General features: G+C 42.1%; 24 protein-coding genes. 5 read left to right on the top strand and 19 right to left on the bottom strand.

Features of this window, described 5'->3' with window-relative positions; genetic code table 11:
* Positions 1 to 64: 64 nt before the first annotated feature.
* The 9 genes from BUA59_RS21385 to BUA59_RS24055 form a co-directional block, all read right to left on the bottom strand.
* Positions 65 to 1,117: an aldo/keto reductase gene (locus tag BUA59_RS21385; RefSeq protein ID WP_072841937.1), complete on the bottom strand. Its 1,053-nt coding sequence runs from the start codon at positions 1,115 to 1,117 to the stop codon at positions 65 to 67.
* Positions 1,118 to 1,264: 147 nt separating this feature from the next.
* Positions 1,265 to 2,449, bottom strand: coding sequence for a cytochrome-c peroxidase (locus tag BUA59_RS21380; protein WP_072841935.1), 1,185 nt, complete (start codon positions 2,447 to 2,449; stop codon positions 1,265 to 1,267).
* 175 nt (positions 2,450 to 2,624) lie between these two features.
* On the bottom strand, positions 2,625 to 2,882 hold the full coding sequence (gene minE / locus BUA59_RS21375) for a cell division topological specificity factor MinE (protein WP_012070053.1): 258 nt from the start codon (positions 2,880 to 2,882) through the stop codon (positions 2,625 to 2,627).
* Between the two features lies 1 nt (position 2,883).
* Positions 2,884 to 3,693 (bottom strand): septum site-determining protein MinD, encoded by an 810-nt coding sequence (gene minD / locus BUA59_RS21370; RefSeq protein WP_048814317.1) that lies wholly within the window; start codon positions 3,691 to 3,693, stop codon positions 2,884 to 2,886.
* Between the two features lie 61 nt (positions 3,694 to 3,754).
* The gene (minC, locus tag BUA59_RS21365; RefSeq protein ID WP_072841933.1) at positions 3,755 to 4,480 is read right to left on the bottom strand and encodes a septum site-determining protein MinC; all 726 of its coding nucleotides are present in this window, start codon (positions 4,478 to 4,480) and stop codon (positions 3,755 to 3,757) included.
* A gap of 307 nt (positions 4,481 to 4,787) precedes the next feature.
* Entirely contained in the window at positions 4,788 to 8,531 is a 3,744-nt protein-coding gene (locus BUA59_RS21360; protein ID WP_072841931.1) for an SbcC/MukB-like Walker B domain-containing protein, read from the bottom strand.
* Positions 8,528 to 9,841 carry an exonuclease subunit SbcD gene (gene sbcD, locus BUA59_RS21355; RefSeq protein WP_072841929.1) on the bottom strand — a complete coding sequence of 438 codons (1,314 nt, stop codon included), beginning with the start codon at positions 9,839 to 9,841 and terminating at the stop codon, positions 8,528 to 8,530. Before sbcD ends, BUA59_RS21360 begins: the two co-directional genes overlap by 4 nt.
* Before the next feature lie 49 nt (positions 9,842 to 9,890).
* Positions 9,891 to 10,772, bottom strand: a complete 882-nt coding sequence (locus BUA59_RS21350; RefSeq protein ID WP_072841927.1) for a 2Fe-2S iron-sulfur cluster-binding protein — start codon at positions 10,770 to 10,772, stop codon at positions 9,891 to 9,893.
* 142 nt (positions 10,773 to 10,914) lie between these two features.
* Positions 10,915 to 11,088, bottom strand: coding sequence for a hypothetical protein (locus tag BUA59_RS24055; RefSeq protein WP_217653764.1), 174 nt, complete (start codon positions 11,086 to 11,088; stop codon positions 10,915 to 10,917).
* A gap of 99 nt (positions 11,089 to 11,187) precedes the next feature.
* Between BUA59_RS24055 and BUA59_RS21345 the strand changes: the two genes are divergently transcribed.
* Positions 11,188 to 11,517 carry a type II toxin-antitoxin system RelE/ParE family toxin gene (locus tag BUA59_RS21345; RefSeq protein ID WP_072841926.1) on the top strand — a complete coding sequence of 110 codons (330 nt, stop codon included), beginning with the start codon at positions 11,188 to 11,190 and terminating at the stop codon, positions 11,515 to 11,517.
* Here the strand turns inward: BUA59_RS21345 and BUA59_RS21340 are convergent.
* The 5 genes from BUA59_RS21340 to BUA59_RS21320 form a co-directional block, all read right to left on the bottom strand.
* A complete protein-coding gene (locus tag BUA59_RS21340) occupies positions 11,514 to 11,828 on the bottom strand; it encodes a helix-turn-helix domain-containing protein (RefSeq protein ID WP_072841924.1) in 315 nt (104 codons plus the stop codon). The genes BUA59_RS21345 and BUA59_RS21340 overlap by 4 nt on opposite strands.
* A 425-nt stretch (positions 11,829 to 12,253) precedes the next feature.
* Positions 12,254 to 12,436, bottom strand: a complete 183-nt coding sequence (locus BUA59_RS24050; protein WP_217653763.1) for a hypothetical protein — start codon at positions 12,434 to 12,436, stop codon at positions 12,254 to 12,256.
* Positions 12,437 to 12,470: 34 nt separating this feature from the next.
* Positions 12,471 to 13,034 carry a GNAT family N-acetyltransferase gene (locus tag BUA59_RS21330; protein ID WP_245813217.1) on the bottom strand — a complete coding sequence of 188 codons (564 nt, stop codon included), beginning with the start codon at positions 13,032 to 13,034 and terminating at the stop codon, positions 12,471 to 12,473.
* Entirely contained in the window at positions 13,027 to 13,482 is a 456-nt protein-coding gene (locus BUA59_RS21325) for a hypothetical protein (RefSeq protein ID WP_072841919.1), read from the bottom strand. The genes BUA59_RS21330 and BUA59_RS21325 overlap by 8 nt, the downstream gene beginning before the upstream one ends.
* A gap of 755 nt (positions 13,483 to 14,237) precedes the next feature.
* Positions 14,238 to 15,710, bottom strand: coding sequence for an aminoacyl-histidine dipeptidase (locus tag BUA59_RS21320; protein WP_072841917.1), 1,473 nt, complete (start codon positions 15,708 to 15,710; stop codon positions 14,238 to 14,240).
* A 257-nt stretch (positions 15,711 to 15,967) separates the two neighbouring features.
* On the opposite strand from BUA59_RS21320, the gene BUA59_RS21315 reads away from it, so the two are divergent.
* On the top strand, positions 15,968 to 17,617 hold the full coding sequence (locus tag BUA59_RS21315; RefSeq protein WP_072841914.1) for a pectate lyase: 1,650 nt from the start codon (positions 15,968 to 15,970) through the stop codon (positions 17,615 to 17,617).
* Positions 17,618 to 17,763: 146 nt separating this feature from the next.
* Here the strand turns inward: BUA59_RS21315 and gorA are convergent, their stop codons facing one another.
* Both gorA and BUA59_RS21305 read right to left on the bottom strand, forming a co-directional pair.
* Complete coding sequence (gene gorA, locus BUA59_RS21310) at positions 17,764 to 19,137, bottom strand: glutathione-disulfide reductase (protein ID WP_072841912.1); 1,374 nt, start codon at positions 19,135 to 19,137, stop codon at positions 17,764 to 17,766.
* Positions 19,138 to 19,346: 209 nt separating this feature from the next.
* Positions 19,347 to 19,970: a hypothetical protein gene (locus BUA59_RS21305; protein ID WP_072841911.1), complete on the bottom strand. Its 624-nt coding sequence runs from the start codon at positions 19,968 to 19,970 to the stop codon at positions 19,347 to 19,349.
* Positions 19,971 to 20,112: 142 nt separating this feature from the next.
* On the opposite strand from BUA59_RS21305, the gene BUA59_RS21300 reads away from it, so the two are divergent.
* The 3 genes from BUA59_RS21300 (at position 20,113) to BUA59_RS21290 (ending at position 22,198) form a co-directional block, all read left to right on the top strand.
* Entirely contained in the window at positions 20,113 to 20,766 is a 654-nt protein-coding gene (locus BUA59_RS21300; RefSeq protein WP_072841909.1) for a hypothetical protein, read from the top strand.
* Positions 20,767 to 20,888: 122 nt separating this feature from the next.
* Positions 20,889 to 21,704 (top strand): exodeoxyribonuclease III, encoded by an 816-nt coding sequence (xthA, locus tag BUA59_RS21295; protein WP_072841907.1) that lies wholly within the window; start codon positions 20,889 to 20,891, stop codon positions 21,702 to 21,704.
* A gap of 179 nt (positions 21,705 to 21,883) precedes the next feature.
* Positions 21,884 to 22,198 (top strand): ArsR/SmtB family transcription factor, encoded by a 315-nt coding sequence (locus BUA59_RS21290; RefSeq protein ID WP_048814012.1) that lies wholly within the window; start codon positions 21,884 to 21,886, stop codon positions 22,196 to 22,198.
* Positions 22,199 to 22,212: 14 nt separating this feature from the next.
* On the opposite strand, the gene BUA59_RS21285 is transcribed toward BUA59_RS21290, so the two are convergent.
* The 3 genes from BUA59_RS21285 to htpG all read right to left on the bottom strand — a co-directional run bounded on the left by BUA59_RS21285 (position 22,213) and on the right by htpG (position 25,864).
* Positions 22,213 to 22,905: an alpha/beta fold hydrolase gene (locus BUA59_RS21285; protein ID WP_245813216.1), complete on the bottom strand. Its 693-nt coding sequence runs from the start codon at positions 22,903 to 22,905 to the stop codon at positions 22,213 to 22,215.
* Positions 22,906 to 22,928: 23 nt separating this feature from the next.
* Positions 22,929 to 23,768 carry a DNA ligase gene (locus tag BUA59_RS21280; protein WP_072841905.1) on the bottom strand — a complete coding sequence of 280 codons (840 nt, stop codon included), beginning with the start codon at positions 23,766 to 23,768 and terminating at the stop codon, positions 22,929 to 22,931.
* Between the two features lie 167 nt (positions 23,769 to 23,935).
* Complete coding sequence (htpG, locus tag BUA59_RS21275) at positions 23,936 to 25,864, bottom strand: molecular chaperone HtpG (protein ID WP_072841903.1); 1,929 nt, start codon at positions 25,862 to 25,864, stop codon at positions 23,936 to 23,938.
* Positions 25,865 to 25,966 lie beyond the last annotated feature (102 nt).

The raw sequence follows: 25,966 nt of genomic DNA, 5'->3' as shown, positions 1-25,966 counted from the left end.
TTAAAGACATAAAAAAAGCGCCGAAGCGCTTTTTAAATTCATATCAGAGCTAATCAGCTGCCCATTAAAACGGAACAGGATATTCTTTAAAGACTGCCATGATCTCCTTCAAAGCTTCTTCAGACAGTGTCATGTCAAAAGCAGCCATATCTTCTTTCAACTGCTCAAGAGACGTCGCACCAATGATAGTTGAACTAACACCGTCAACTTGATCACACCATGCTAATGCAAGCTGCGCAGCAGTAAAGCCATGTCTCTTAGCCACTTCCATATAAGCGGCAACCGCTTTCTCAACCAAAGGGGTATCACGGAAAATACCGTTACGCTGCGCATAGGTCCAACGACTTCCTGCAGGGCGGGCACCACCAAGATACTTACCTGTTAAAGCACCAGCCGCCAAAGGCGACCAAGGCAAATACGCAACATCTTCATGAACACAGTTTTCAACCAAATAGGGCCAATCTTTTGTGTGTAACAAGCTAAATTCATTTTGAATAGACGCAACTCGAGGCAAACCATGTTTATCACTCAAACGAATAAACTCATTAATCCCCCAAGTCGTATCATCAGATAAACCAAAGTGACGAATTTTACCCGATTTAATACAAGCATCTAACCCTTGAAGAATATCTAATATTTGAGCGGACTGCTCATTACGATCAACATCAGTAAAGCTAATAACCCCAGGAAAGTGCTTTGCAAAATGTGGTGTAGAACGATTTGGCCAATGAAGCTGATAAAGATCAATATAATCTGTCTGCAAGCGCTTCAGAGAAGCATCTACTGCTTCAATCACCGTTTTGCCAGAAATATTGCTTCCATCACGAACGTATTTCATTCCAGGGCCGGCAATTTTAGTAGCAAGAATAAATTCTTTACGACGCGATGGATTACGAGAAAGCCAATCACCAATAATAGTTTCTGTTTTACCATAAGACTCAGGCGTTGGCGGTACAGAATACATTTCAGCAGTGTCGATAAAATTCACACCATTTGCTAAAGCGTATTCAATTTGAACATCGGCATCAGCTTGGTTGTTTTGAGTACCCCAAGTCATGGTACCCAAACATACGCGAGAAACTTCTAAGCCAGTTCGGCCAAGTGGAACATACTTCATGATATCAACCCTTTAAATTCAAGCGGCACATACAAGATGCGAAAGAAAATAACTAAAGAATCAATGTAATAAATTTTTTACTTACTAGCCAGTTTTATCAATGAAAACAATAAGGAGTTAAGCCTAGCTGTCACAACAATAACAACACTATTGATCATTAAGTAATGACTCATAGCGCTGATCTGTTAATGTTTTCAAAAACGCAACAATGGCATCCACCCTTTGATCTGGCAAGGCTGGACCCTTTTGCAAATTCACCAAGTCGATATTTTCCGCCACTTCAGGCTCAGCCCAAGGCTTACCTGTTTCAGGGTTTATCGTACGCCTTGGATTATTATATTTATCATAAAAAAGCACTACCGTTCGAAGATCTTTAAAGACACCATTATGCATATATGGCCCTGTAACAGCGACATTTCGCAAAGACGGCACTTTAAATTTACCTGCTTGCTTAGGGTCATCTATGGACGGATTATCCAATAATCCAAGATCTTTTTTATTACCATTGTGCGTCATCAAGTCAGGGTTAGCCGGTACACCAATATTACGATATTCATAATTAGTAAAGATTTCTTGGGAGTTAAGTGGTGAGGCATTCAGTTGGTGACAAGCATTACAGTTTGTAAACTGTTGAGAGAAAAATAAGGTTTTTCCAAGTTCCTCTTGAGGCGTCAGTTTTATCTCGCCACGTAAAGCTCGATCGTATTTCGAGTCAAACGGCAGGAACATAGCTGTTTTTTCAAACGTCGCAATAGCCTCTGTGATTGCGGCATAACCCTTTATTGGATCATTTAAAATATCTTGCCCATAAATTGAATTAAACAAGCCTTCATAGCGCTCATTTTCTTTTACCCGGTTAACAACAGCCGCACCGTCTGGCAAAGCCATCTCCAAAGGATTTAAAAATGGTCCTTCTGCTTGTTGCGCCAAACCAGAGGCTCGACCATCTAGAAACTGGCCACCACGATATTCACCATTAGACATGCGATGAAAAGCCGGAGCAAACGCCGCATAGGCCGCAGTCGGTGTATTGCGACTCCCCATAGATAATCGATCGCTGCCCAATGAAACCGCACCAAACAAGGCATCTTGTCTTTTATCTACAAAACCGTTTGCGATATCGTGACAGGTTCCACAAGACTGATTGCGCTCTTTAGATAAATTCGTATCAAAAAATAACTGCGCTCCCAACATCGCTTTAGGATCTGTCATTGCAACAGGAAGCTCAGGAGAGGAACTAGTAGACTTAGCTTGCAAAACAACTTGCTTAGGTTCACTGCAAGCAGCTAGAAACAAAGAAACAGCAATCACACCCAAAGAAAAACGCAGCATGTTATCTTACTCTAACAATCAAAAAATAATGGCTCGCATCATACACCCATGAAAACCTGAGTAAAACGATGACGACTGTACAATAATAATTCGGCACAAAAAAAGCGCCAAACAAGACATACATCAATTGTCTCATTGAGCGCTTTCTTATTATTAACGAGAACTTACCGAAGCACTAATTCTGCTCTGGCAAGGTCACATTTAACTCTAATATTGAACAATCATCGGTATTGTCTAATTGTATCTGCACATCTTCATTGCCGATATTTACATACTTACGAATTACATCAATGATTTCTTGCTGCATCTGTGGCAAATAATCTGGCTGATGGCGTTTACTACGCTCATGAGCAACAATAATCTGCAATCGATCCTTGGCAACAGAAGCGGAGCTAGGCGCGCTTTTGCTTTTAAAATAGTCAAAAATTCCCACTCTAACCTCCTAACAAACGTTTGATAAAACCTTTTTTCTGGACCTCTAAGAAGCGCAAAGGACGCTCCTCGCCCATCAATCGGTCAACAGCGTCCATATAGGCAAGACCGGCTTCAGAATCTGTATCTAAAATAACTGGCGTACCTTGGTTTGAAGCTTTCAATACTGCTTCTGACTCAGGAATCACACCCAATAATGGAATTGCTAAAATATCCTCAACATCAGAGACACTTAACATTTCACCTAAGGCAACACGACCAGGGTGGTAACGCGTTAAAAGGAGATGCTCTTCTATTGGCTCTTTGCCATCTTCTGCACGCTTAGACTTACTTTGTAGAATACCCAAAATACGATCCGAGTCGCGCACAGAAGATACTTCTGGATTAGTTACAACGATGGCAGCGTCAGCAAAATATAGCGCCATCTGAGCGCCCTTCTCAATACCTGCTGGAGAATCACAGATAATGTATTCAAAGTCCTTAGCAAGCTCCTCAAGAACTCCCTGAACCCCTTCAATAGTTAATGCATCTTTGTCGCGCGTTTGCGACGCCGGCAAAATAAACAAATCTTTTGTACGCTTATCTTTTATCAAAGCTTGAGATAAAGTCGCCTCTTTATTTATGACATTCACGAAATCATAAACCACTCGACGCTCACAACCCATAATCAAGTCTAGATTACGTAAACCCACATCGAAATCTATAATTACCGTTTTATGACCTTTTAACGCAATACCAGTCCCAATAGCAGCACTGGATGTTGTCTTGCCGACACCACCCTTGCCCGAGGTGACTACTATAATCTTTGCCAATGTTGTATCCCCCGATAAACTCACACTGAGTCTACCTAACTAATTAAATGAATAATAAATCTTAAAGCGGTACGATTTCTAAGCTATCGTCAACTAATAACACTTGAGCGCTGTCTTTCCAAACGATATTTTGCAGCGCATCGCTCAACATAAAATTACCAGCAATGGAAACCAATTCCGCTTCCATGCTTTTACAAAAAATTCGCGCGTCCGCATCACCTTTCACACCAGCCAATGCACGACCACGTAATGCGCCATAAACATGGATATTCCCATCAGCAAGCACTTCAGCACCAGCACTGACCTGATTGAGAATAATTAAGTCGCCTTCAGCATAAACTTGCTGACCAGAACGAATTGGCTTAGTAATCACCTTAGTAGCTTGAGGCACTAAGCGCTCTTCAACCACGGTCTTCACCACTACATCTGGGCTAGTTTCTTCCTTAACAGCAGGAGATATATTAATTGGTCTTGCTTTACTTGCAGGCAATAGAGGAATAGTTACCGAAGCATTCCAAACAGGTAATGCATCGGGATCACAACGCCAGCCAATTACACCAAGACCAAGAGCGCTGACCGATTGAATCAGCACCTCGAATTCTTCTAACCTAATACCACGCTTCATTTTCGAAATATCAATGATGATCGGCGCTTGATTAAAAAAATGCGGGACCTGATCAATCTTCTCTTTTAAATGAAATACAATGTCATCTAATGAAAAGGTTTGAATTTCTAATAAAACCGTTGTAACGACACTTCCTTTAAGTCGGAAGCCTGAGTCTGTCATGCAAACTGTCCTTTTTTAAATAGCTTAAATACTGAAAAGCCGCACTGAACTTTCATCATCAGCGTTAAAAATCTATTCTATCAAGCTGGATGATTAAAGAAAGCCACCACTACAATGTCTTTACACTTACATAAATGCCCATACCGCTCTCTTGTAGTGCTAAGAATAACGCAAAATGAGCAATAATGAACGTAAGATTAAGCATTTGATTTAATTAATATTTTACAACTTACTTACATACTTGTTCCCATAAATCTGGGGAAAACTTTTGCACCAATAACAGTCAGTAAATAAACGGATGAGTACCTCATTCTTCTGTCGAATGCACAGCAAATTCAGCAGAAAGACGACTCACCCCCAAACCACTTTGTTTTGTTAACTTAATTTGTACCGGAATACGTTCTTTCAGAGCATTAATATGACTAATAATACCGATAGTTTTACCTGATGAATGCAAGTTATCCAAAGCATCAAGGGCAGACTCTAGCGTCTCGCTATCCAAAGTGCCGAAACCTTCATCTAGGAATAGCGAATCGATACTAGTCTTATGGGACACCAAATCAGACAAAGCCAAGGCTAGAGCTAGACTCACCAAGAAAGACTCGCCACCAGACAGCGTTTTCGTATCGCGCGAGGCGTTCGCTTGCCAAGTATCTACCACAAGTAAAGACAAAGCATCTTCGTTACGCATTAATTGATAGCGACGATGCAAGATATCCAAGTGTTGATTCGCCAAATACACCAAATGATCCAGCGTCAAACTTTGCGCAAAACGACGGAATTTAGCTCCATCAGCAGAGCCAATTAAATGATTCAAGCGCTCGAGATACACAAACGCCTCTCGACGAGCCTCTAGAGCCTCTTTAGATTTGGCTACCTGATCCCTGCGTTTGACTTCTTCTTGAATCTGCTGAGCAACTACACCCCATTGACGATGCAGAGCTTGACGCTCTAAATCAAGCTCTGCATATTTTTCTTCCAGCTCTTCAAGAGAAGACTTTTCAAAGACAGAGCCGTCAAGAGCAGCATCGTCAAAAACAGCAAGCTTGGACTTGCTTTCGGAATGCTTAAGCAAGGATTCCTCGGATTGATTTAATAATGCTTGTAATCGAGAAACGGCTTCTTGTAACTTCTTCTGCACCTCTTGACGTTGGTTGACTTCCTCTGTGGATAAACTTGCTTGCAACCAAACAGCCTCACTTTCAAAGCCTGTCTCAGCTAAACGTTTTTGCCAATGAGACAAAGCTGCCTCATATTCTGACGTTAATGAAAGTTGAGTTTTATTGAGAGCTTCCAACGTAGCATTACTAGACGCCAATGCTTGAGCGATTTGCTGTCGCTCAGATTCTACCTTTTCTAACGCTTGATGAGCATGATCAGTCTGAGATTTCACTTCTTGACGAAGTTCACCAACACTCTTGCCACCTAAAAGTTCATGTAACTGTTCAGCGATAGCTTTTAAACTCGCATCAAACTCAGCGACTTTCTCACGAGCTTCAGCATGCAATTGCTGACTTTCTTTTAACGCACCTTGCAGACCTTGGCATTCGTAAGAAAGCTGCTCGCGCTGTTGCAACAGAGCATCGTAACCAGTTTTGCTGTCACGCCATTGCGTCATCACGTCCTGCAACTGCACCAAAGCTTCTGTCAAAGACAAGTCAAAGTAGCTTTCAGGAACACCCGCTTGTTGCATTTCATCTCTCAAATGCCCAATGGTTTGCTCTTGTTCGTCTCTTCTAGTTGTTAAATTCTGTTGATGCGTTTCTAACGTTTGCCACAACAACTGACACTGATTCTGATCTTGTGAAACTTGCTGTTGCGTCGTTTGATGCTGAAGATTCAAGCTTTGTAATTCAGCTTCTAATGCCAAACGAGATTGTTGAAGTGCTTCTAGCTTAGGCGCGATTTCTTGCAAAGCACGCCAGTCTTGATCGACGCGCTGAACCAGAACAGACACTTGCTCTTTATCAAACAGATTAAAGCTGGCATCTTGGCTATTCACATAGTGAGTTAGTGATGCTATCCATTCTTTCAACTCATTTTCTGTGACGAGTAAACCTTCAATTAATTGCTGACGTCGAGTTTGTCCAGACGTTAATTCACGCTGCAGGGATTCTAAATCCGCAGCCAATTGCATGCCTTGCCCCTTAAGGCTATCCAACTCTTTGCCTAAACGAGCGAATTCTTCCTGGCTGCCAGAATCCGCTTGGTACAAAGCATTAGCGAGATCATGCTCCGCCGAACCACACAGCGGACATGCATCATGCTCGCCAAGTTCATCACGCAACTGCGTGAGCACGATAATATGTCGTTCTGCCTCGGCAAGTTTTTCAACCGATTTTTGATGACGTAACTTATCTTTATAAGTTTGTCTTTGTTGCTCCAATTGGCTTTGCTGTTGTTGAATGCTGTTTGTCATCGTATTCAGGCTGGCGTCTATATCAGCCAGCTGAGCTTGTCGCTCTTGATACTGATGAAACTGCTTCCAGAGGGATTGCGCATTATACTGAGCACGTTCAGTCTGATGATAACCTTTCTGCCAATCAGCATAGTCACGCTGCGTAGACAACTGCATGAAAGTATCAAGGGTGCTCTGTAACGTTTGTTGACGCTCAAGCATACCTGCTTGGTCTTGCTCTAACTTAGCTTGATTCGCCGCGTGTGATGAACGAGCAGCATCATAGGATGTTGTATTGGAGGCAATATTGCTTTCTAGCTCGGCAATGGCTTGAGCATTCGATGCCATACTTTGCACTTGATGCTGCCAACTCGCCAACTGATTTTCGATTTTCTCCGGTGATGTCCAGCGATTTAAAATAGCTTTGCTGTCTTCGCAAGCTTTATCAATATCAGTTTGCTTCTCAGTAGTGGCCTTTAGTTGCGACTGCTGATTTTCGACTTTTTCAGCCGCCTGTTTTAACCGAGCAGACACATCTTGATGTTGCGCTTTCACACTTTCTTGGCGAGACAAGATGGGCTGAATTTCATCATTAATCTTATTGTTCAACGCTTCTAATTCAGTACGAGCATTTGCTAATTTCGCTTTTGCATGTCCAACCGATTCAGTGAGAATCTGACTTTGCTTAAGCTGTGCTTGTTGCGTTTCAGTGTATTGCGCAATCTCAGCTTGATTCTGATCCAAGCGAGATTTTAAGCCTTGTTGCTTTTCATAATCAGGTTGCAATATTTGCGCGGTCAGTGCCTGTTCAAGTTGCTGCTGTTGAGGAGCAAAATCAGCCAATGCCTTATTCGCTTCTTCTAGTTGTTGCTGATATTTAGCCACTTGCTCTTGCAACTTCTGCTCTGTGCGTCGCCATTCAAGTACGTTTCGATGTGCTTTTAGCGCCTGCGCATTGGCTTTTTCATTGGCTTCAAAACTCGATTCGGTTTGCTTTAGCTCTGTAAAGGCATCATCCGTTAGTAGTTGAGTCTGCTCATTGAAGCTTTCAAGCGATGCAATAGATTGCTTTTCTTGCTTATGCTTATCAAACACCCACTTAGACACATCACCGTAAATTTCCGTACCTGTTAGCTCTTCTAACAACTCAGCTCTGTCATTAGCAGAGGCATTCAAGAAAGCCGAAAAGCCGCCTTGAGCAAGCAACATAGACTTAGTGAAACGCGAAAAATCTAAGCCGGTGATTTCGGCTATTTTATCGATTTTCTCGTTAATCTTAGTGGTAATGATGGTGCCATCACGTTCGCACAGCTCACAGGTCATGGGCTGCAACTTGCCATCGCTTTGGCCGCGGGCACGTCGTTGCCCCCAAAAAGCGCGATAACCTTTGCCCTTTATTTCAAACTCGACTTCCGCCAAACATTCAGATGTATGGCGTGTCATCACATCGTTCTGACTAGGTGAGACTTTCAGACGCGGTGTTTCATGGTACAAAGCCAAACAGATCGCATCCAATAAGGTCGACTTACCCGCGCCCGTTGGCCCGACAATGGCAAATACACCCGCGTCATCAAAAGGCGCTTTGGTAAAATCAATTTCCCATTCGCCTTTTAAGGAGTTCAAATTCTTCAGGCGCAGTTTACAAATTTTCATAATTGCTTCTCCTCGCCTTTTGACACCTTACTTTCTAACTCTTCTTGCGAATGACCTTGCTGATGCTCTTCCAACTCTACTAAGCAAGTATTGAAAAGCTCGGTCAGTGCTTTACTTTCTTCTGCATCAAGTTCTAAATTCGATTTAAGACTCTGTTCAAAAACATCACCAACAGTTAATTCTGACAAAGTTTTACGTGCCTCAAAGCCTTCGTTCTTTTTCTCTACCGCACTTCTTCGCATGACACGAAGTAATTCGATTGGCTTACCGTCAATGACTTCTAACAAACGCTTATGCACATCGCTCAAATACTCATCAGCAATCACCGTCACTTCCAACCAAAGGGCTTTATCTTCCGCCAATTTCAACCCAGCAATCTGTTTAATAACGTCTTTTAAATTGCCTTTCAAACTCGCCATTGGCTGAAAATTAGGTATCGTCACCAATTGAACCGGATCCGTAGGCTCAGCAAACAAGTCTTCAACAAAAGTGTCTTCGCCTAATAAATCGGTATCAAATATAACCAAAGTCTTGTCGCGACCCAGCTCATCAAAGCTCAATGGAATCGGCGAACCGCTATAACGGAATCGACCGCTTTTGCTAATCGGCTGAGCACGATGAATATGCCCAAGAGCAAGGTAATCAAACGCCGGAAACACCGACGTCGGCAAAGCTTCCAAAGTACCCACATAAAGATCACGCACCGACTCGCTCACTTGTCCACCCACTGCGGTCAAATGCCCAGTACCAATAATCGGCACAGGCGTTTTCAGTGCTTTGTTTTTCTCACAAGCGGCTTCATAAACTCGCTGATAAAAATCACCAATCATCTGCAATAGACTGAGCTTCTTATCTCGCTCAGACTGCCCAGCAACGCTTTTCATTACATCTTTTGGTCGCAAATACGGCACAGCACACACCCAAGCCGCAATCTCGCCTGTCTTGTCTTTTAGAGGAATAACATGAGATTCGATGTCTTCAAGATTCGCCTGACTAGACACTTGCGTATCTAGATACGTCAGCAAGCTCTTAGATTCGTTTAACATGCTGACCGAATCGTGATTACCCGCGACAATAACCAACTGACACTGGCGAGCCTTCATATCCAATACCAGCTGATGATACATTTCGCGCGCATAACTTGGCGGCGAGCCGGTGTCGAATACATCGCCAGCAATGATCACCGCATCGATAGATTCTTTATCCACCAGCGCCAATAGCCAATCGATAAACGCCTTATGCTCGTCGCGGCGGGATTTCCCCATGAAATGCTGACCAAGATGCCAGTCAGAGGTGTGTAGAATTTTCATTTATAGAATCCGTTGAATATCAAAATATACGTAAAAATAAAAAGCCAAGTTACCGAACAAAATGCAGCTGATTCGGATGAATCCGCAAAGGTCGCAGCAACACACTCCAATCCTTCGCAGACACATTTTGACCGTGATAAATAAGTTGTAAAGAAGTGCTGCCAGAATTCACCAGCGCCTCTTGAAGAAAAGCAATAAGCGTATCATCCGCCAAACTAAGGGTCAGATCACTATTCGCATACAAAGCAAAATGTCCGAGAAAAGTTGGCGTGTAATCCAACAAAGCTTCACGCCAGTAAAATTCAAAAATCGCATTATCAGGAGAAGAAATGACTACAACAGGCGCATCGGCAATATCCATCTCGAACAACAAACGCCCTTTGCGCATCCCTGTCGATAACTGAACATCTACCTTTTCATCCGAAGAAAGCGCCAAGGCTCGTAACCAATCCTCGACTGAAACATGCTCTTTCTGCAGCACCACTTTTAAAGGCGCGCCAGCAGGATTCAGTGCCATACACTCATAAGAGTGAGTTTGCTCACTAAATGGTTTTTTAGATGACTCTTTAGACAGTTCTTTAAAAGGAAAGGACACAAAAACGCGATCACCGAAGGATTCGTCACTTGGCCCTAAAAGAGTCAACTCAATAGAAACCTCATCAAGGGAAGTATTACTTAAAACAGAAAAAGCAGAAGACTCAGCCGGCGTTTGCCGAGTCAAAGACATCGCCGAAGCAACCGTCGTTTGGCAGGAAAGAATCGACTCGCAATTGCTCGCATCATAAAGGCGACACGCACCACAAGCCCCAGCACGACAACCATAACGAACATCCGCACCCTGAGAGAGCAACGACGACAACAAATTCTCACCCAAAAACGCCTCAAACTGCTCATCATCCAATTCTATCGTCAGCGCCTGTGAATCCATCATCCAACCTCATCTTTGATCTGGCTATTATGACATATTCTTAGCCGCTGACCTTGCACCCATTCCAAAAAAGAAAAGGCAATGCTCGTTGGGAGCATTACCTTGGGCTAAGTATTTTAAATGAAGTTATTGGGTAATAAGAAAATCAGAGATCAGGCTCTTGGGTAACAACCAAGTGAAATGACATTCCTTCCTCGAAACTATCGCCTACCTCGCCGGAAATCATTTCACTTTGTTTGACTGGTAACTTGTCTTCAGAATGCTGTTTGACTTCATCAAGGGCTAATATTAATTCTGCAAATAAATTGCGATTGCTCATCACGTCATACCACCCTACAAACACAACAAAATAGCGCTTATTAAAATATGCAATCTTTCAATGTACAATTGCTCTTTTCATTTATGCAAGGGACTCATTGTGAAAAAATTTGCCTTCGTCAGTGATGCAGCTGAACGCGAATACAAGGACTTGCCAGTTACTATTCAAGATAAATTTGGGAAAGATCTAAGACGACTCCAATTTGGCCAAAATCCAGAACTAACAATTGAGCATTTAAATAGTATTGGAGCAGGTGTTGTGGAGCTCAAAGTCAACGGTAGCCCTGCATTTCGATGCGTATACGTGGCTAAGTATTTGGATACTATAATTGTTCTGCACTCTTTCACCAAAACTACAAATGGTGTTGACCGGAAAGCAATGAAAATCGCTGAGCAACGCCTTAAAGACTTAAAAGCCCAACTTACTTAAGCCACCTGTGCTTTCGATATCGCTATTGAAGCCTCATGTAATGATGGCATCGACATCTGGATTTTAAAACCTAAGGCATCGAGCATGTCGAACATGGCATCAATGGTAAACTTTTCGATTTTTGCATTTTTCAGATCGGACACTCTGGATTGCTTAATGTTGAGCTTTTCCGCAGCTTCAACCTGAGTCCAACCCTGTTCTTTAATTAGGTTTGATAGCATTATTGATAAATCCATTTTCATTGCCATTTTGCTAGCAACTTCATTGTCATGAGTGACATGAAATGGACTATCGTAAAACTTAAGCGTCATGATGCATCTCCAATATTTGATAACACCCTAATTATATAAAATTTTATATAATTAGCAAATTCTATGAGGATTAAGTTAGAAGGAGGTTTTACCCGAAGCTTGGCGCATTGTATAAAAACATCGTGCAATAACAATTTTCCTATACCTCAATCAAGAATTCTGCAGATTGATCGTAATGCCCAGCATTAGAAACGCAGCCTCAAATGCTTACCTTCTTATGTGTACTCCTTATTCTTGTACAACCTTTACCCATTTAGATCGCCACGCTTGCGCCTCCATAGGGCCAGGCCAGAACTCTTTTTGCTTGATAATTAAATCATCTTCCACTGTATGAAACGTTATAGCGCTGGCTTTTTGAACACCATCGGTAATCGAAACATTGGTTACAACATAGCACCATCACAGACAATCGAATGAAGTGTAAACTACCAAATACCATTGGCAGAATAATAGGAATTAATAGCTGCAAAGTTATCCTTGCCAACAATAAGTTCACCAGACTGAGGCCAAAAACCTTCAAAATCAGGACTAAGCCACTCACTTGCTTTCGCAAAGTCATTTGTTTGCATAGCATTCCAGAATGATAGAACAACGTCCTTGGAAGTCATTTCTTCTCCGTTGAAAGTAATTTAGGGGCAAGTGTTAAAATACTATTTTTTCATCTGACACTAAATTCATTTTATGCATGTGCACAAACTGTTCGTTTTGTCCTATTACTTCGAAGCCCAGCCTTTTGTAAAGCTGCCCTACTCGATTTCCTTGTAAGTAACAAAGCTTAATTGGTAACAATTTTTGAGTTGCAATTTCAATTACGCCTTTCAATACTTGGCTGCCAATACCTTTACCCTGATACTGTGGTAGCAAGAAAAAACGACCAAAGTACAAATGATCAGCATGAAACTGCACTAAATAACTACCTACTGCAATCCCATCGACTTCTATTATGGTTGGCTTTTCCTCGTTCCATTCATTGCGATGAATTTCTCTTTGAACATTCTCGTCCCAACCAAAGACAGCTTTGATTGGTTCAAATTCTGCTGATTTCTTAAGCCCAAATAGGAACTCATAGTCACTATTTTCAGCTTTACGGGTTTTGTACACCGACATCTCCAAACCGACAACCACGGATAGCTTATAACGCCCGCAGCACGGGCAAAATTGGAGCGAAGCGGAAATTTTGTCGCTGTGCCTGCGTTTGTTAGGCATTTGAACTCCGGATTAACTCAGAAATAGCCTTATCAATTTCGGGAGCCAATTCTTGCTCCGTATCAAGATAGGGCTTGCACTTCTCCATGCTTTCTCCGTCATGGCCGCCCTTACTACGATGGATATCCGCAACCCAGAAACACGCTTCGTAATACTTGGATATTTTCTCAGCCAAGCTTTTAGAAAAGTATAGTTGTGCATTTCTTGATGGGTAATAGAACTTTGAGACTTCAGAAAGCTCCGCGAACTCAGCTTTTTCCTGCATGTGCATCTTTAGCTCAAAGAAAGCATCATAGATTTCTTTCTTGTGCCCAGATAAAGAGATTTCGTTTGCTCTCTTTGCCTCTGCCCAAGCCCATCGCGCGTATAAAGCCGATAAACCAGCAACAAGAACCGCCACAATGGCGATAATGTCAGATAACTCCATATTAATTTGGCACTCGTTCATATTTTATTAGCCTAACAATTAAGGGTTATACAGCAGCGTAGCTGCGGCTATAACTCACTGTTGAACGGCTGCATTGTCTATATAGGGGATTGGCTTTTTTCATGGTGGGACTTCCCTGTTATATAACTCGCTAATACCAACGTCTGTTTGGACTACGCCGCTTCAGATCGTCTTTGATCGCTGCTATGTTGATTCTTTATTTGCTCTTTTGTAGCGCGATTTATCCAGCGAGGCAAGCGATTCCCTCAGTCCCTATGATCGGATCTTTTTTATACTCTGAAATCTCAAGTTGAAATACTTAATGGTCACTTCGAAGCTCATTTCAATATCGGCCTAAAGGCGCGACTAACAAAAGTCTCTATAAACAGGACTCACACCTGTCAATCACCTTGGTTTCGTTTTGCGCTGACGCGTTGAGCCTGCGAAACAGGCGCAAGCAAAGCGAATATCAAGGTGATATATGGGACAACGCCCTTATAGCTACGAAGAAGTCAGTTTGACGCGACGAAGTTGCGCGACTTTATGGAGTTTCAAAGTCAGTGATTGAAGAGTTATCTCAAACCGAATAAATAATCTATGCCTTACGATAAAAGTCGTCTAGCTAAAATTATATTAAACAAAGTGAATGAGACGTTTGGGCTGAAAGTCCGACAAAAGATTTTTTGGTTACTTTTGCATCGTTTGGCAAAAGTTACCCGCCCAGCGGGGCGGAATAACCTTGCAGCTTAAAGCTAATGAGAGGAAAACTACGGAAGTTAAGCCTTTGGAACGGATTCCAACAACGCCACAAGTAGTCGCCAAAAATCCCCAACGGAGTCAATCTCCATGCGTTCTGTCGGTGAATGCGCGCCGCGGATATTTGGGCCGAATGACACCATCTCCATCCCTGGGTATTTCGCGCCGATGATGCCGCATTCTAAGCCCGCATGAATAACTTTAACATTGGCTTCGTGACCCATGACATCTGTATGTACCGTTAAGAAATGCTTGAGCAAACCTGCATTTGGATCTGGGCGCCAGCCTGGGTAGCCGTTCTCTAATTTCACATTAGCTTGGATTAACGAAAATGCGGATTTTGCCACGTAAGCAAGGTGTTCCACGGCAGAATCGACAAGGGAACGTACCAATAAGCAAGCATCAAAGGCTTTCTTGCCATCTTCTGTGTTACGTAGATTAATCACGCCAAAGTTACAGGAAGTTTCTGTCACGCCTTCTAAGTCTGCACTCATGCGATGAACACCATGAGGCGCGCAGTACACGGCATTTAACAAGGCATCTTTATCGTTTGCTTCCAGTTCAGTATCCAATTCAGCGGTTTCTAAAGTTACCTTCAAATTCGCTTCCGTGGTGATAAATTCTGCCTTCGTGGCTTTCTCGAACTCTTCGATAAAAGCAAATAACTTGGCTTGGTCTTTGTCACTTACGTTAATCGTTGCTAACGCATCTCGAGAAATAGCATTACGCAGTGTTCCACCAGTAAACGAGCTTAAACCAAAGTCACAACGTTCTTTGAGAAGATTTAACAAGCGCACAATAAGCACGTTGGCGCTGGCGCGACCTTTATGGATATCCAAGCCTGAATGTCCGCCACGTAAACCAGACACGGTGATTTTGAAGGCTTTTTTATCACTGTCTGCAGCAATAGCGGAATAGTGCTTTGCAATATTAATGTCCATACCACCAGCACAACCGATGTAGACATCACCGCGGTCTTCCGAATCCAAATTCAGTAAGATTTTGCCTTTTAGAATGCCCTCTTCAAGCTGCAATGCACCGCGTAAGCTGGTTTCTTCTTCAATGGTAAACAAGGCTTCAATTGGCCCGTGAGCTAAATCGGTAGATTCCAATACGGCCATCGCAGCAGCCACGCCAATGCCATTGTCGGCACCGAGCGTTGTTCCGGTGGCTTGAACCCAACCATCGATCACTTGCGTGACAATCGGCTCTTTGGTGAAGTCGTGATCAATATCAGCGTTCTTCTGCGCCACCATGTCCAAGTGACCTTGCAAGACGACGGTTTCTCTGTCTTCCATGCCTTTGCTTGCGGCTTTGCGAATTAGCAGGTTTCCCACTGGATCCACATAGGTTTCATGACCTAACTTGGTTGCCCATTGAATCAAGTGTTCTCTTAATGCTGCTTCATAGTATGACGGGCGCGGTGTATTACATAGTGTTTGGAAATGGCGCCAAATTGCGGTTGGTTGTAACGTCGTTAGTACTTCGTTCATTTTGGTCTCTTGTATTTTTAATGGCATGTTGCGAATGCTAGCAACACTAAAGAAGAGCACCAATTGTGGCAATCGAAATTAAGACTAAGCCGATAGAGAAAACGCATGCACTAACAGATCATTCTTAATAAAAATTAACAAATCTAGCAAGCCAAACAAGGAGTAACAAATTAAATGAAACGTCGTTTTAATTTATTCTGGTGACTAACAACAATCTCATTTAAGATGAGAGAAGAATAAAAACATGGATAAACACAATGCAAAATATGCTGGATTACCTAACCCACTACGCCAACACCATTCTTGAACACTATCGCGATCCATATCACGGTACGCCGCTTTTCTTTGATGGCTGTAACTCATTTAATGGCAAGCCGGTAACGTGGAAAAATACCGATGACACAGAGTGGGAACCCTCCAATATTGCCAGCCAACAAAATTTGTTCCGCTTTTTTTGTGGATTAAGCGCGTTAACCAATCAACCAAAATACAAACAAGCCGCGCAAGAGGCGATCCAATGGCATTTTGATCATGCCGATTCAAGTGGCCTTATTCGTTGGGGCGGTCACTCTTTTCTTGATTTGAAAACGCTAAATACCGTTGGGCCAGAAAATAAGAATATGGTGCACGAACTGAAACACCATTGCCCGTTTTATGAACTCATGTATGAAACTAATCCAAACGCCACCAGCCGAATGATAAAGGCGATTTGGAATTGTCATGTGACAAACTGGGACAATATGGAAATGTCCCGCCACGGCAGCTATGGATTAGAATTCGATGAAATAACTTTTTGGGACAAACCACAAAACAGACACCTAGAACCACTACGTGAAATGAAAGGATTATCTTTCGTCAATATCGGCAACGATCTAGTATTCAGCGCAGGTATGCTCTATAAGCTAAATCGCGATGAAAAAGCCCTTTCTTGGGCCGAGTTTTTAATGAGTCAATATGTCAACAGCCGTCACCCAGACACCAAGCTTGGTTGTTACCAATACAATCGCCCATTAAAAACTGGCGACGCGCCAGAAGACGAAAATGATCCGCAATACACTTTCTCGTTTTGGGGCGACAGAGCCCAACGTCAATTTGGTCCAGAATATGGTGATGTGGCGAAAGAAGCTTGGGTATTGTTCAAAATGGATGAAGAAGCCCTCAATGGGCCAGAAGGTATTTATGGAGATTGCAGCCTAGCGCAAACGCTACTCGCCCGAGAGCTTGGTGAAGATGGTAAACAGCTATTAGATTGGACGACAGAAGGCTTGGAAGCTTGGGCGTATTACGCCTACGATGCAAATACAAATGAAATCAAGCCCATGTTCGCCGATGGCAAAGACCTAACAGGACAACAGATTCCTCGTTACGGTTATTATGGTAAAAAGGGCGTAGAAATTATTCGTCGCCCTGTTCCTTCTCATGTTTTTCTTGCTTACGTCACTAACTGGACAGAAAACTGTTCGGTTGGGAACCAGAGCAATATCATTTGGGCTACCGTCTGCGCTATGGCAAAACATTTTGATCTTGGCAACTGGGTAAACGATGAACCAAACGTCAATCTGCAAACCAAGGCAGACGAACCACTATTCCTATTTGCCACCTTAGAAATGTATCAAGCAACTAAAAACGCGAGCTACTTAACACTTGCAGAAAAGTTGGGAGAAAACATATTTGAACGCAGTGCTAACCGAGGACTTTTTACCGCAAGCAGCAAGCATATTCATTGCCGGTTCGATGATATCGAGCCGCTTGCCCTACTCAGCCTTATTGCCGCGAAACAAGGTCAACGTGAACTAGTGCCAATTTATCGCAGCCGAGGTGGATACATTCATGGAGACATGATGATGCCTGATGCCAGCATCAAAAATACCATGGATGTTAAATCAATTTACCCTTGCACTTTATAAGCAGAATTAAGATAAGCAACTTTAAGAAAACACGCGATAACCAAAACAAAAAAAGACGCTCCGATAATATTTACCGAGGCGTCTTTTTTTAGTTCATTAACTGAGCCAATACCGCTGAGCGAGTAAAGCCGAGCTTATTTTTCGTCTTATTTTTTCTTTAAAGACGCCGCAGAGAAGGTAACAAACTCTTCCGCACTGGTTGGGTGAACACCCACAGTGTCGTCGAAGTCCGCTTTGGTTGCTCCAGCTTTGATCGCAATACCTAAGCCTTGAATAATCTCACCAGAGTAATCGCCAACCATGTGAGCACCAATGACTTTGTCGTCGACATTGTTTACCAATAGCTTCATCAAAGAACGTGATGTGCCGCCGCTTAATGTGTGCTTCATTGGACGAAAATCCGTTTGATAAACGCGGAAGTCTAGACCACGTTTTTCAGCTTCTTGTTCAGTTAAACCGACTGTACCGATAGCTGGCTGGCTGAAGACAGCGGTTGGAATATTATCATAATCAAAGTCCACTTCTTTGCCATCGAACCAATAAGCGATAAGCGCCATGGCTTCTTTAATAGCTACTGGGGTTAGCTGGATATTGTCGGTCACGTCCCCGAGGGCAAATACACTTTTCGCAGAGGTGGTGAAGTTATTATCAATGATCACAGCACCATTTTTACCGGTTTTAATACCCGCTTTTTCAAGCGCTAAAGAAGCAACATTAGGTACACGACCCGTTGCATAAAGAATCAAACCGAATTCTTCCGAGTGGCCATCTTTAAAATGCACCACACGAACACCATTTGGATTGGCCGCATCGGCAAGTTCAATGCTTTCAACGTCGGTATTCAGACGCACATCGATGCCAGACTTGCTGTATTCTTCACTGGCAAAATCACGTACGTCTTGGTCAAAACCACGAAGTAGTTGATCACCACGATAAGCAAGGCTAGTTTCAACACCCAAACCATTCAAAATTCCAGCAAACTCAACAGCAATGTAACCGCCGCCAACAACAAGTGCTTTTTTAGGCAGCTCTTCTAGGAAAAACATTTCGTTAGAGCTAACCACTAAATCGCTGCCGTTGAATTCAGGAATAAAAGGCTTAGCACCAACAGCGATTAGAATTCGCTCCGCAGTGTAGGTTTTACCATCTACCATCACAGTGTGTTCATCGACAAAGCTCGCATAACCCGAAATTAGCTCCACACCAGCATTACCGAGTAAATTGCCGTAAATGCCGTTTAGCCGCTCAATTTCTTTGTTCTTGTTGTCACGTAAAACCGACCAGTTAAATTTAACCCCTTTGTGAGACCAGCCAAAACCTGCCGCTTCGTCGAAACCATGGCCATATTCAGAACCATAAACAAATAACTTTTTAGGCACACAACCAACATTTACACAAGTTCCGCCTAGTGCACTACCTTCCGCAACGGCGACTTTATAACCTTTAGATGCTGCAACACGGCTAGCACGAACGCCACCAGAACCAGCGCCAATAACAAATAAATCGTACTGATAAGACATTCTGAGTCTCCAAAATAATTCACGATGTAATATGAGAACAGTTTATCAGTCTCATCCACTTAGAAGAAGGCTGATCAAATAACAAAGATCTATAAAACAAATACTAGATTGAAATGGCAAGATTCGAGCAAGGCTAAATTTACATTTATCCTAATTTAGAAACCCAAATAGAATCTGTTTTTTAATAAAATCAAAACCGTCTACTATAGCTATTTTGTCTCTGTTTTCACCGATAACCAACGAAAGCTTGGCCAGTAGTAACTAAAAATAATTAACAACAAAGTAAGCGGCCATGCGCCGAAAAACACAGCAAAATCGCTATAATGCGGCATATCTTTCGACAAGATGACAACCAGAACACCTTTTAATCCATAGGTAAGAATCCATGCCAAAGAGACCTCTTGCCAAACTCGATCATATTTTGCAGTGCCATAAAAGGGAGACAGCTTCAAAGATGGAAGCGCATTTTCAGCCTGCGTTCGCACGACTGGTCGCCCTATCAACGAATAAAAACTAAAAACTATGATGACAGTGATAGACCCACCAACCGACAAAAACACACTTTCCTGCTTAATTCCAAAGAAGGTGAAACCATTGAGATATAAAAAATGGGCACTGCCAGAGATAAGGATAAGCGCAATAATGGAAAGTGATTTAGCTTGTTTAGATAACAATTCTAGAAAACCAGAGTAACAAGCAGTTAGCAATAGGGCAGCACCGGCACCAAGACCCCAAAATGCAATATTATAGAGGATGACTGGTATAATAATGGTAAGTCTCGCTTCCGGTGACAGGAAATAGCTCATTGCTCCGATGGATTTTGTATCCGTCATCTAAAAGTCCTTTTCACAAGAAAGTATTTAAAATAAAAAATGTTACGCTTTAAGTCTCTAAGATATCATCAAGCGCAATAGATAATACGATAACTATTGCGAAAATAATTACTACGAATTGTTCCACAAGGAAGTCATTGATATGCTTGTTTTCATCATCCTCTCTTACGTTGTCATCATGGCGCTCTATTTCTTGCGTAAAGAAGACGGTAATAAATTAATTATTACCATGGCGGGACTAACCGCCATTCCTCTTTTTACCGACGATTATTGGTATTGGTTACAGCTAAGTGCGGCATTGAGTGTGGCGATCTTAGTCGTGGAGGGATATAAAGCGGGACCAACTGGCGGGGGAGCAATTGTTGCTCTTTTTGCTTTTTTTCTGGTCGCTTTTTTTATCAGTATCATCATAAAAACAGTATGGACTTTTTTTACCGACTTCAGCTTCTCGACTTTTCATCTAGAGGGTCCACTTAGCTATGCATGGCCTACCTATGTTATTGCTTTATATGGACTCGCTATTATTCTTGCCCTAATTGCTATTTTCCGTAGCAATAAAGAGACTCTAGAATTACAGAACATCAATATTGCTGCATTAGGCTTCGCAGCTTTACCGCATTTCTGTGGCTCATTCCTTTATGGTATGGCACTAAGCTTAAGCACAGTTGCCATATTATTTTTACTCGCAATAATTAGAAAAATAGACTCGGAACAACGCTTCCTTTTTGCCTACTCAACGTTAGGTATAATTCCTGGTAGCTTTTTAGTGAAAGGGATCATGATCGCCTTTTTCTGAAGAATACAAACAGGCTTGATATATCAAGAGATAGATCTATCTATAGCAATGAATGCGTAAATCCCTTTATGCCACCAACGCAACTGGGTATCATTAAGAAAATTCGCTATGGAATCATTCACATGAAATTTGTCTCTTTTAATATCAATGGTTTGCGTGCTAGACCACATCAAATAGAAGCATTAGTTGAAAAGCACATGCCAGATGTCATTGGCTTGCAAGAAATCAAGGTACACGATGACGCTTTCCCTCACGAGATTCCTGAATCTGTTGGTTATCACGCCTATTATTATGGACAAAAATCACACTACGGCGTTGCCATTTTTAGTAAGCAAGAAGCGACTAAAGTAGAATACGGTTTCCCAGGTGATGATGAAGATGCTCAGCGTCGTATGATCATTGCGACATTTGATACACCACAAGGTCCAGTAAAAGTATTGAACGGTTACTTCCCTCAAGGTGAAAGCCGTGACCACGAAACTAAGTTTCCAGCGAAACGAAAGTTTTATGCGGACTTAATGGAATATCTTGCGACTTACTCTTCTGACGAAAAAATCATCGTGATGGGCGACATCAATATTTCTCCAACCGATTTAGACATCGGTATTGGGGAGCCAAATGCAAAACGTTGGTTAAAAACAGGCAAATGTAGCTTCTTACCTGAAGAAAGAGAATGGTTTGCGACTTTGGCAAACTGGGGATTGACGGATACGTATCGTCAACTTAACCCTACCAAAAATGATCGCTTTAGCTGGTTTGACTATCGTTCAAAAGGCTTTGAAGACACACCAAAACGCGGTTTGAGAATTGACGTGATTATGGCTTCCAATGGCCTAATGCCCTACTTGGAAAATTCCGATGTGGATTATGATTTGCGTGCACTAGAAAAGCCTTCAGATCACGCACCAATCTGGACTAGCTTCAATCTGAGCGAATAAAAGTCATCTAGGCGGTCATTGTGCAATTATTATACAAAACCATATAATGACCGTCTTACTTGATAAGAGCTGCTACTCAACACCACTAGTCCCAGTCTTATCCACAGACAATGTGGATGGTTTTATTTTTACTATAAAGCTCAGCACGTAATTTGCCGTATTAGAAACGAGAAAAGACCATGAAAAACGAAACACTTACAATGGAAGATATGCTGCAACAATCATCTCAAGCGGCTACATTTCTAAAAGCACTGAGCAACGAAAACCGTCTGATGATTTTATGCCACATACTTGATCAAGAATTGTCCGTGACTGCTTTAAATGAAAAGCTTCCATTAAGCCAATCCGCTCTATCTCAACATTTAGCAGTGTTGCGAAAAGATGGGCTAGTTAATACTCGTCGCGAATCACAAACTATTTTTTACAGCATTGGCGACGCTCGTGTAAAAGAGTTAATCAAAACTCTTCACGGCCTATTTTGTCCGGCACTTTAGAATAGAAAAGAGTTTTATAGATAAAACTCTTTCAGTAAATCCGCCAGCAAGGCGGGCTGCTCTAAAGGCAACATATGCCCGCAGTTATCGACAGTTTTAACATCAAAACATTTTGAGCTTTTCATTTTTGCTAATACTGCACTCGACAATAAAGGATCTTCGCTTCCTACAGCAAAACACAGTGGAAATTTGACCTCTTCAAGTATTAACAATTGATCTGGCCGAACCAAACTACTCTTTAATTGCTGAATAAATACCGCTTCCCCTAGTGCCTTATCCATTGCAAAAATAATATCAACAAGCTCGCTTTTGTCCTTATTAGCCTGTCCCAACATAGCAGCAGCTTTTTTCTTTGGTATACCGTTGTAACCTTGCTTCAGAACCCAGTTGAGTGCAACTTCACGTTGCTGCTGTTCTGTTGCTAGCAGGCCGCTTGCTGTATTAGATAAAACCATTAGTCGCTTCACACGCTCTGGATACTTCAACGCAAACGCGCAAACCAAATACCCACCCATGGAAAAGCCAAGTAAGTTAATAGGACTTTCTGGCAATATCTCTGCAAGAACATCTACTATGGCTTCGATTGTCTCTTCCATAGGTATTGGCACATGTTGCAAATGTAGCGACTCGCCTAGCGTATTCTGTGTGAAACTCCAAAGACGCTCATCACACATAGTGCCGGGCAAACAATAAATTTTCGTAACCAAAACACGCTCTCTTCAAATGAAAATTAATATCGTGTATCACGAAATCTTAGAAAGCTTGCAAACCTAGGGATGCCTCGCTCAGTAAAACCATGATATTTATAAATGACATTATCACCTATATTTGGAGGAGAGTTGCGCTCTTCATCTGAAAAGCCACTGCCTATTTTAAAGCGAATACCAGATGGCATTTCCACTAAAACAGACCCCATCATGCCATCGTATTTACCTGAACCGTTAAGAATCTCAATAACTTGTGCATCCGCTTCCATATGAGGCTTTAACTTAAGCAAGTTATCAGTACGCCCCCTTTCAAACCGGGCGAGCTTCCTATGCAGCATCAAACCTTCTGCACCTTTATTTACATATGCAGCCAACATACTATGAAGCGCTTCGTTATTACGAACAGAGAATTGTTCAACAGGTCGAACGTTGGGAAGATCTAGAATCGTCAATAGACGAGTATAACGCTTATACCTTTCTTCAAAGGTCATGTTTCTTTCTCTGTCTGGCGCATCAAACACCATGTAGTAAATCTTACGCCATTCGCTGTCTACTGGAGTCTGTTTCCTCACAGTCGACATGATAAAAGAAAAATCATTATGTGTAGACCAAAGTTCTCCATCGAGCCAAACTCGTGGCAATTTATCAGTAAACCATTTAGGAGCAAAAATTGGATTTCCTTGACGAGTTACTAGCTTTTCACCCGTCCAGATAGCACGGATTCCATCGTATTTTTCACTAATAAGATACTCTTTCACATGAACATCTTCGGAAAACACATTGGCCAATTGCACATTAGGTTGTGCAAAAAGAAATAAGGGAAGCAAGCATAGCCATACGGCCAAACATTTTATTTGAAACATTATTCACTCCTTTGACAATAAAAGCGCTATTCCATAGCACTTAATTAAGCTAAACGATTTGATTTAAAGAATCAAATCGTTTGCACTGCGTAACTAAACAGTTATGCATAAAAAAAGCCCATATTTGTTACCAAATATGGGCTTAGGTATCACTTTTTTAAATCACTCTATTTACTTAGTTGAACAATCAATTTATTCATGCGGCTGACAAAGGTCGCAGGGTCTTCTAATTGACCACCTTCTGATAAAGTTGCTTGTTCAAACAACAACCAAGCCATATCTGAAAAGCGCTCTTCATCGGTTTCAGTATCCATTTTAGCAACGATTGGGTGATCTGGGTTCACTTCCAATGTCGGTTTAGACTCAGGAAGCTTCTGACCAGCTTGCTCAAGCAAACGGCGCATCTGCAGACCCATATCGTATTCACCAACCACTAAGCACGCAGGAGAGTTAGTTAATCGATCAGTTGAGTTAACACCAGCAACTTTCTCATTTAACACGGCTTTCATACGATCAAGAAGTGGCTTCATTTTCTCAGCCTTTTCTTCTTTCTCTTTCTTCTCTTCTTCGTTTTCTTGGTCAGCTAAATCTAGCTTGCCTTTAGTGACGTCTTGGAAAGATTTGCCTTCAAACTCTTGTAGAGAAGACATCATCCATTCGTCGATACGATCGCTCAACAACAAGACTTCAAAACCTTTTTTACGCAAGATTTCTAAATGCGGGCTGTTTTTCGCGGTATTGTGGCTCTCGGCGTAAATGTAGTAGATCTTATCTTGACCTTCTTGCATGCGCTCGATGTAATCAGCCAAAGACACAGTTTGTGCAGCTGCATCTGTATGTGTTGAACTAAAGCGCAACAAGCCTGCGATTTTGTCTTTGTTGCCCATGTCGTCAGCTGGGCCTTCTTTGATGACATTACCGAACTCATCCCAGAATTTTTGGTAATCTTCTGGCTCGTTCTTCGCCATTTTGCCTAGCATATCCAATACACGTTTCGTCAATGCAGAGCGCATAGAGTCAACCGCGTGATCATTTTGCAAAATTTCACGAGATACGTTCAAAGACAAATCGTTAGAATCAACCACACCTTTTACGAAACGCATATAAGGCGGTAGGAATGCTTCTGCTTCATCCATAATGAACACACGCTGAACGTATAGTTTCAGGCCGCGCTGCATATCACGATTCCAAAGATCGTAAGGTGCTTTAGAAGGAATATACAACAAGCTTGAGTATTCCAACTTACCTTCAACTTTGTTGTGAGACCACTTCAAAGGTTCTTGGTAATCGTGAGAAATATGCTTGTAGAATTCTTGATATTCTTCGTCTGTTACTTCATTACGTGGACGAGTCCAAAGTGCTTTTGCAGAGTTAACCGCTTCGTATTCTGGGGCTTTGTTTTCATCAACTGGTTTAGGATTACCCTCTTCGTCCATTTCCGGATAAACCGGTTTTTCCATCTCAACAGGAATAGAAATATGATCAGAGTATTTAGTGACCAAATGACGAAGACGGAAGTTATCCGCAAAATCTTTTTCGTCCGCTTTAAGATGAAGTGTGATACGCGTACCACGAGTTTCTTTATCAATGTTTTCGATAGTGAATTCACCAGAACCATCAGAAACCCAACGTACTGCTTGATCGGCAGCAACACCCGCACGACGGGTTTCTACAGTCACTTTATCGGCAACGATAAAAGCGGAATAAAAACCAACACCAAATTGACCAATTAGCTGACTGTCTTTTTTCTGATCGCCACTCAATTGCTCTAGAAAAGAAGAAGTACCGGATTTTGCAATCGTACCAAGGTTGGTAATCGCTTCTTCACGGGACATACCAACACCGTTATCGTCGATAACAACGGTATTCGTTTCTTTATCAAATTCAATACGAACACGAAGACTTGGGTCTTCTGCGAGAAGGTCTGCGTTAGCGACAGACTCAAAACGAAGCTTATCTACTGCATCGGATGCGTTAGAAATAAGCTCTCGTAGAAAGATCTCTTTGTTGGAGTACAAAGAGTGGATCATCAAATGAAGTAGTTGTTTAACTTCTGTTTGAAACCCTAACGTTTCTTTTTGAGTATCAGTTGCCATGTTGTAGCTTGCTCCTATTTGAATGAACCTTCGGACAAAAACCAAAGGCGTATTTCGTTTCACTTGTGCCTCATAGATAAAGTCTCTTGGAGCAATTTCAAG

This window comes from Marinomonas polaris DSM 16579 (genome assembly GCF_900129155.1).
GTDB classification, from domain to species: domain Bacteria; phylum Pseudomonadota; class Gammaproteobacteria; order Pseudomonadales; family Marinomonadaceae; genus Marinomonas; species Marinomonas polaris.
This window is presented reverse-complemented; position numbering and strand designations above follow the sequence as displayed.

Bases quoted from the DNA above. Each gene is read 5' to 3' on its own strand.
- BUA59_RS21385 (WP_072841937.1), bottom strand. From the start codon at position 1,117: ATGAAGTATGTTCCACTTGGCCGAACTGGCTTAGAAGTTTCTCGCGTA.
- BUA59_RS21380 (WP_072841935.1), bottom strand. From the start codon at position 2,449: ATGCTGCGTTTTTCTTTGGGTGTGATTGCTGTTTCTTTGTTTCTAGCT.
- minC (WP_072841933.1), bottom strand. From the start codon at position 4,480: ATGACAGACTCAGGCTTCCGACTTAAAGGAAGTGTCGTTACAACGGTT.
- BUA59_RS21360 (WP_072841931.1), bottom strand. From the start codon at position 8,531: ATGAAAATTTGTAAACTGCGCCTGAAGAATTTGAACTCCTTAAAAGGC.
- sbcD (WP_072841929.1), bottom strand. From the start codon at position 9,841: ATGAAAATTCTACACACCTCTGACTGGCATCTTGGTCAGCATTTCATG.
- BUA59_RS21350 (WP_072841927.1), bottom strand. From the start codon at position 10,772: ATGATGGATTCACAGGCGCTGACGATAGAATTGGATGATGAGCAGTTT.
- BUA59_RS24055 (WP_217653764.1), bottom strand. From the start codon at position 11,088: ATGAGCAATCGCAATTTATTTGCAGAATTAATATTAGCCCTTGATGAA.
- BUA59_RS21340 (WP_072841924.1), bottom strand. From the start codon at position 11,828: ATGACGCTTAAGTTTTACGATAGTCCATTTCATGTCACTCATGACAAT.
- BUA59_RS24050 (WP_217653763.1), bottom strand. From the start codon at position 12,436: ATGACTTCCAAGGACGTTGTTCTATCATTCTGGAATGCTATGCAAACA.
- BUA59_RS21330 (WP_245813217.1), bottom strand. From the start codon at position 13,034: ATGCCTAACAAACGCAGGCACAGCGACAAAATTTCCGCTTCGCTCCAA.
- BUA59_RS21325 (WP_072841919.1), bottom strand. From the start codon at position 13,482: ATGAACGAGTGCCAAATTAATATGGAGTTATCTGACATTATCGCCATT.
- BUA59_RS21320 (WP_072841917.1), bottom strand. From the start codon at position 15,710: ATGAACGAAGTACTAACGACGTTACAACCAACCGCAATTTGGCGCCAT.
- BUA59_RS21315 (WP_072841914.1), top strand. From the start codon at position 15,968: ATGCAAAATATGCTGGATTACCTAACCCACTACGCCAACACCATTCTT.
- gorA (WP_072841912.1), bottom strand. From the start codon at position 19,137: ATGTCTTATCAGTACGATTTATTTGTTATTGGCGCTGGTTCTGGTGGC.
- BUA59_RS21305 (WP_072841911.1), bottom strand. From the start codon at position 19,970: ATGACGGATACAAAATCCATCGGAGCAATGAGCTATTTCCTGTCACCG.
- BUA59_RS21300 (WP_072841909.1), top strand. From the start codon at position 20,113: ATGCTTGTTTTCATCATCCTCTCTTACGTTGTCATCATGGCGCTCTAT.
- xthA (WP_072841907.1), top strand. From the start codon at position 20,889: ATGAAATTTGTCTCTTTTAATATCAATGGTTTGCGTGCTAGACCACAT.
- BUA59_RS21290 (WP_048814012.1), top strand. From the start codon at position 21,884: ATGAAAAACGAAACACTTACAATGGAAGATATGCTGCAACAATCATCT.
- BUA59_RS21280 (WP_072841905.1), bottom strand. From the start codon at position 23,768: ATGTTTCAAATAAAATGTTTGGCCGTATGGCTATGCTTGCTTCCCTTA.
- htpG (WP_072841903.1), bottom strand. From the start codon at position 25,864: ATGGCAACTGATACTCAAAAAGAAACGTTAGGGTTTCAAACAGAAGTT.